The 1,167-nt window shown below is 68.5% G+C and carries 1 protein-coding gene; it reads right to left on the reverse strand.

Annotated features, from left to right (window positions below):
• The coding region (locus tag ACFPZN_RS56140; protein ID WP_378293621.1) for an aldehyde dehydrogenase family protein at positions 1 to 1,167 on the reverse strand (1,167 nt) is incomplete at both ends.

The following is a 1,167-nucleotide window of genomic DNA, read 5'->3' on the forward strand; positions in this document are numbered from 1 at the left end:
CCCCGACTCCTTCAACCCCCCGAACGGCGAGGCCGGATCGAACTTGTTGAAGGTGTTGGCCCACACCACCCCCGCCCGCAACCGCTGCGCCGCCCACAAGATCCGCGACCCCTTCTCCGACCACACCCCCGCCGACAACCCGTACGGAGTGTTGTTGGCCTTCACCACCGCCTCCTCCGGCGTGCGGAAGGTCAGCACCGACAGCACCGGCCCGAAGATCTCCTCCCGCGCGATCCGATGCGACTGGGCCACCCCCGTGAACACCGTCGGCGCGAACCAGAACCCCCGCTGCGGCAACGCACACTCCGGCGCCCACCGCTGAGCGCCCTCGCTCTCACCCGAAGCGGCCAGCTCCCGGATCTTCTCCAACTGCGCCGCCGAATTGATCGCCCCCACATCAGTGTTCTTGTCCAGCGGATCACCCACCCGCAGGGTGCGCATCCGTGTCTTGAGCCGCTCCAGCAGTGGTTCGGCGATCGACTCCTGCACCAGCAACCGCGACCCGGCGCAGCACACGTGCCCCTGGTTGAAGAAGATCCCGTTCACGATCCCCTCAACGGCCTGGTCGAGTGGAGCGTCATCGAAGACGATGTTGGCGGCCTTGCCGCCCAGCTCAAGCGTCAGCCTCTTGGAGGTGCCCGCCACGCTGCGGGCGATCTGGCGGCCGACGTCGGTGGAGCCGGTGAAAGCGACCTTGTCGATCCCCGGATGCTCCACCAGCGCCCGCCCGCTCTCCCCCGCACCGGTGATGATGTTCACCACGCCCGGCGGAAGGCCGGCCTGGACGCAGATCTCGGCGAACGCCAACGCGGTCAACGGGGTCGTCTCGGCCGGCTTGAGGACCACGGTGTTCCCGCACGCCAGAGCGGGCGCGATCTTCCACGCCAGCATCAGCAGCGGGAAATTCCACGGGATCACCTGCCCCGCCACCCCCACCGGCCCAGGATCAGGCCCGAACCCGGCATGGCCCAGCTTGTCGGCCCACCCCGCGTAATAGAAGAAATGCGCCGCCACCAGCGGCACGTCCACATCCCGCGACTCACCGATCGGCTTGCCGTTGTCGATCGACTCCAGCACCGCCAGCTCACGCGAACGCTCCTGCACCAACCGCGCGATCCGGAACAGGTACTTGGCCCGCTCCCGACCCGGCATCGGCCCCCACACCCG

Origin of the sequence: Actinomadura rugatobispora (genome assembly GCF_042656285.1) — a bacterium.
Lineage (GTDB): Bacteria > Actinomycetota > Actinomycetes > Streptosporangiales > Streptosporangiaceae > Spirillospora > Spirillospora rugatobispora.